Below are 5,300 nucleotides of genomic sequence, written 5' to 3'. Positions count from 1 at the left end.
ATGAGACCGCATCTGAGTTTGAATATGGCAACCCCTAATCAGGTGCACAATAGAAAAGGCCAGCTACTGGAGCTGGCCTAAAAACTGTCAACCTATCTTAGGACGAGACACATTTTCACCCAACTACCATTAGCCGCGACAGACTTGCCCCTTACTGCATAGATTTTCGCTATGGGATATTGCAAGCCACTAACTCCAAAGGACGAAGTAGATGGCGAATAAATGGGTCTTAATGGTGATATTAAGAACCTCAAATTTGCGTTGTTAGTTAGCCAATACGGTAAGGGATTTGGCTGTCTCTTGAGTGAGTTAACAAGTTGACGAAGATGTTAAGCCGATTTCACCGTTGATAATCGGTCATTCGCGCCTTCCTTTACCATCCCCTAATACTCCTTAAGGAATATTTTGTTTAAATCTTGTGCGCTTTACTTGCTGAACACCTATCTTTTTTCCATGCTTTAGCAATTGGTTAATAAAAAAACATAACCAATCAATCTATTTACAATCTAAAAAAACGCTTAAAAACCATGATCTAACTAAATCTATCGCCAAATTGATGATCTGGATCAAGCATCAAAGGGTTTACCGATTTGGAGGTATACAGTTTGTTAACACCTTAACGCTATGATCATTTCGTGGATCAAAGATGCAATTGAGATACCTATAAATCCTGCATTGGTCAGAGCAATCCATCACAGGAACGAACCTCTTGGAGGACGCATGAGTGCTAACAGCGCAGCAGAAAAATCCTTAGAACTGAAAATTTTTATCTTTTTAACCGTATTTCTCGCCCCCCTCTTATCCGTGTTGTTGGTGAGTGGATTGGGATTTGCCATATGGTTTAGCCAAATCTTCACCGGCCCACCGGGTGCAGGTTGAGGCCTAAAGAACAATAACAACAGCATGAATAAGCGGAGTGTCGGATGAGCAAAGAGCTTCATATCACGAGTCTAGTGGTGCAAGTCATGCCTCACAAAATGGCGGATGTTAGGCAACACATTATGGCGATTGAAAATGCCGAACTCTCTGTTAATAACGAAGTGAAACTCGTCGTCGTACTTGAAGGTGACTCCCAACGTGCCTTGATGGACGGTATCGAACAGATTAATGCCATTCCTGGCGTCTTGTCCGCCACTATGGTTTACCACCAGAGTGAAGAGCTCGAAGAGGGTGAAGAATGAACATGAATAGACGTGACTTTATCAAAGCCAATGCGGTGATTGCAGCAGCGGGCGCCGCAGGCTTAGCGCTGCCGGCATCGGCGAGCAATTTAATCACCAGCTCAGAACAAACCAAATTAGAGTGGAACAAAGCCCCATGCCGCTTCTGTGGTACGGGCTGCTCTGTGATTGTCGCGACCCGCGAGGGCAAAGTAGTTGCTACCCACGGCGATGCAAACAGTGAAGTGAACCGCGGCCTTAACTGTATTAAAGGTTACTTCCTGTCGAAAATTATGTACGGCAGCGATCGTTTGACTACGCCAATGCTGAGAATGACCGACGGCAAGTATGACAAGCACGGTGAGTTTACCCCCATCAGCTGGGACAGTGCCTTCGATATCATGGCGCAAAAATGGAAAGAAACCTTAAAAGCCAAAGGCCCGACTGCAGTTGGGATGTTTGGCTCGGGTCAGTGGACCGTTTGGGAAGGCTATGCCGCGGTTAAATTGATGAAGGCCGGCTTTGGCTCTAACAACATCGACCCGAATGCGCGCCACTGTATGGCGTCTGCCGTTGTCGGCTTTATGCGCACCTTCGGTATCGATGAGCCTATGGGCTGTTACGATGATATGGAAGCGGCCGATGCCTTTGTGCTTTGGGGCTCCAACATGGCCGAAATGCACCCGATTTTATGGACTCGAGTGACCGATCGCCGTTTAAGCGCATCCCATGTGAAGGTGGCAGTTCTCTCGACGTTTGAGCATCGCTCCTTCGATCTCGCGGATTTACCGATAGTATTTACGCCACAAACCGACTTGGCCATCCTAAACTTTATCGCGAACTACATCATTCAAAACGATAAAGTGAACTGGGACTTTGTGAAGAAGCACGTGAACTTCCGCCAAGGTACCACGGATATCGGCTATGGTTTACGTCCAACCCATCCGCTGGAGCAGAAAGCCAAAAACGTGAAAACGGCAGGGGATTCGACTCCGATTGATTTCGATACCTTTAAGGCCTTTGTCGCCGAATATACGGTGGAGAAGGTCAGCAAGATGTCGGGTGTGCCTGAGGCTAAATTGATTGAGTTGGCCAAACTCTATGCTGATCCCGAGACTAAAGTCACGTCCTTCTGGACCATGGGCTTTAACCAACATACCCGCGGTGTGTGGTGTAACAACCTGATTTATAACATCCACTTACTGACAGGTAAGATTTCAACGCCCGGTAACAGCCCGTTCTCGTTAACCGGTCAGCCTTCTGCCTGTGGTACGGCTCGTGAAGTGGGCACCTTCTCCCACCGTTTACCCGCCGACATGGTGGTAACAAACCCTGAGCATAGAAAACACGCCGAAGAAATTTGGAAGATCCCCAGTGGCATTATTCCGCCAAAACCCGGTTATCACGCCGTCGAGCAAAACCGCCGCTTAAAAGATGGCGACTTGAACTGCTATTGGGTGCAAGTGAACAACAATATGCAGGCGGGGCCAAACATCAATGAGGAAGGTTTACCTGGCTATCGCAATCCTGCCAACTTTATTGTGGTATCCGATGCGTATCCCACTGTCACGACCCAAGCTGCGGACTTAATTCTGCCAACCGCCATGTGGGTTGAGAAAGAGGGCGCCTATGGTAATGCCGAGCGTCGTACTCAATTTTGGCATCAAATGGTGCAAGCGCCGGGCGAATCCCACTCGGATCTGTGGCAGTTGATGGAGTTCTCTAAGCGCTTTACGACCGACGAGGTCTGGTCTAAGGAAGTCTTAGCGGCTAATCCACAATTTAAGGGCAAAACCTTATTTGAAGTGCTGTACAAAAACGGCAACGTCGATAAGTTCCCGCTGGCCGATACCGATCCTAAGTATTTGAACAACGAGGCTAAACATTTTGGCTTCTATGTCCAAAAAGGCCTGTTTGAAGAATACGCCACCTTTGGCCGTGGCCATGGTCACGATTTAGCACCTTTCGATGCCTACCACGAAGCCCACGGTATTCGCTGGCCGGTGGTCGATGGTAAAGAAACCAAATGGCGTTTCCGTGAAGGTAGCGATCCTTACGTTAAACCAGGCTCAGGCTTTGAGTTTTACGGTAAACCCGATGGCCGCGCAGTGATTTATGCCTTGCCCTTCGAGCCGCCTGCAGAGTCGCCAGACACTGAATACGATATGTGGTTATCCACTGGACGGGTGCTCGAGCATTGGCATTCAGGTTCGATGACTCAACGCGTGCCAGAGCTTTATCGTGCCTTCCCCGATGCTGTGTGTTTTATGCACCCAGAAGATGCGAAAAAACGCGGCTTACGCCGTGGGGATGAAGTGCGCGTGGTGTCTCGCCGCGGTGAAATTAAAACCCGTGTCGAAACCCGTGGTCGTAACAAACCACCTGTGGGACTCGTGTTTGTACCTTGGTTCGATGCCAGTCAGCTCATTAACAAAGTCACCTTGGATGCGACAGATCCACTGTCAAAACAAACCGACTTTAAGAAATGCGCCGTGAAAATCGTCAAGGTATAAGGAGTACAGGATGAAAACATTCAAATTAGTCTCAGCATTCAGTGCGCTTGCCTTCTCCACCCTGATGATGACCAGCGTGACGGCGGCGAGCATTCCTGAGGACAGAATTGATACTTTGCGCCAAGCGCCAATCAACGTTGAGCCTACTCCGCCCGCCATGCAGGCGGTGCTGAACAAAGATATCAAAGAGATGCGTAACTACCCGATGCAGCCACCGGTGATCCCGCACAAGATCGAAGGTTATCAGCTCGATCTTAAGGTCAACAAGTGTATGTCATGCCATGCCAGACACCGCACGGGGGATTCCCAAGCGCCTATGGTCAGCGTGACGCACTATATGGATAGGGATAACAACTTCTTAGCCGAGCTTTCGCCAAGACGTTACTTCTGCACTCAGTGCCATGTGCCGCAACTGGATGCCAAATTACTGGTCGAGAACGACTTTGTGGATATGGATCATCTGATTAAAGCCAACACTGAGCAGAAAACACACTAGGAGTCAGCATGTTAGATAAACTCAAAAAGATCTGGCAAGTTCTCAATCGTCCGAGTGTGCACTACAGTTTAGGGTTTTTAACCTTAGGTGGCTTTGTGGCGGGGGTGATCTTCTGGGGGGGCTTTAACACCGCGCTTGAAGCCACCAACAAAGAAGCCTTCTGTATCGGTTGCCACGAAATGGAAAATAACGTCTATCAAGAGTTACAGTCGACTATTCATTTCACAAACCGCAGTGGTGTGCGTGCGACTTGTCCTGACTGCCATGTGCCGCACAACTGGACCGATAAGATTGCCCGTAAGATGCAGGCATCGAAAGAAGTGTGGGGTAAAGTGTTTGGTACCATCAATACCCGCGAAAAGTTTGAGAACAAACGTCGCGAGCTGGCCGAACATGAATGGGAACGGTTAAAGGCAAACGACTCGCTTGAGTGCCGCAACTGCCATAACTTTACCTATATGGACTTTACCAGACAGTCGCCACGCGCCGCCCAGATGCACTCGACATCCTTGGCCAGTGGTGAGAAAACCTGTATCGATTGCCATAAAGGGATTGCTCACCATCTTCCCGATATGGCAGGGGTTGAAGGCTTCTAAACTCGACTCACATTCCATCTCCAGCCAAAGGCCAAGTGCTCTCCACACTTGGCCTTTTTTATGACGAAGATAAATCCGTATGTGGCATAGGCGGGGTTTAGTTCGCTATCGCCTTTCTGACTCGCTTCAGCCCCAAATTGTGTTTCGCAGTTTAAAGGGAAATTGGACAAGTAAAGCTCTGCCTATAGAAAAGTTGATGGTTCGACTTAGAAGTTATGCATCCCTTCTTTTTTGTAGCTTCAATGCTTAATCAAAATCAAAGTCGCGGGGCTTCACCCCACACCCGACCAAGGAGGACTGCTCGTCCTATCCTCCTTGGATGCACCAAGACGCCCCCAACGGAGTTGAAAGCCCCTTGGGCTCATTGACAAATTTGCTACCGCTTCCGAAGGATGCGTCCCTGCACCTGCGAAAGCTAGCTCGGCATATATGGACCCATCCGGTTTGCAAGACATTCGATATCAATTTTGAGAAGAGTTCATTGCACCCATATATTCGGCCTGTTATTGAGGGATTCCTCTGGCCCTGATGGATA

General features: G+C 48.7%; 5 protein-coding genes. All 5 read left to right on the top strand.

Annotation, left to right across the window (positions count from 1 at the left end):
• The first annotated feature begins 720 nt into the window (after positions 1-720).
• From L2713_RS20375 to L2713_RS20355, 5 genes are read left to right on the top strand one after another with little or no spacing between them, the layout of a single operon-like run.
• Positions 721-879 carry a periplasmic nitrate reductase, NapE protein gene (locus L2713_RS20375; RefSeq protein ID WP_011716898.1) on the top strand — a complete coding sequence of 53 codons (159 nt, stop codon included), beginning with the start codon at positions 721-723 and terminating at the stop codon, positions 877-879.
• A 44-nt stretch (positions 880-923) separates the two neighbouring features.
• On the top strand, positions 924-1,181 hold the full coding sequence (locus tag L2713_RS20370; RefSeq protein ID WP_089067898.1) for a chaperone NapD: 258 nt from the start codon (positions 924-926) through the stop codon (positions 1,179-1,181).
• A 2-nt stretch (positions 1,182-1,183) separates the two neighbouring features.
• Positions 1,184-3,673, top strand: coding sequence for a nitrate reductase catalytic subunit NapA (napA, locus tag L2713_RS20365; protein ID WP_011716900.1), 2,490 nt, complete (start codon positions 1,184-1,186; stop codon positions 3,671-3,673).
• Positions 3,674-3,683: 10 nt separating this feature from the next.
• The gene (locus L2713_RS20360) at positions 3,684-4,169 is read left to right on the top strand and encodes a nitrate reductase cytochrome c-type subunit (RefSeq protein WP_248969097.1); all 486 of its coding nucleotides are present in this window, start codon (positions 3,684-3,686) and stop codon (positions 4,167-4,169) included.
• A gap of 8 nt (positions 4,170-4,177) precedes the next feature.
• The gene (locus L2713_RS20355; protein ID WP_011626281.1) at positions 4,178-4,765 is read left to right on the top strand and encodes a cytochrome c3 family protein; all 588 of its coding nucleotides are present in this window, start codon (positions 4,178-4,180) and stop codon (positions 4,763-4,765) included.
• Positions 4,766-5,300 lie beyond the last annotated feature (535 nt).

Source organism: Shewanella seohaensis, from assembly GCF_023283775.1.
GTDB lineage: Bacteria > Pseudomonadota > Gammaproteobacteria > Enterobacterales > Shewanellaceae > Shewanella > Shewanella seohaensis.
This window is presented reverse-complemented; position numbering and strand designations above follow the sequence as displayed.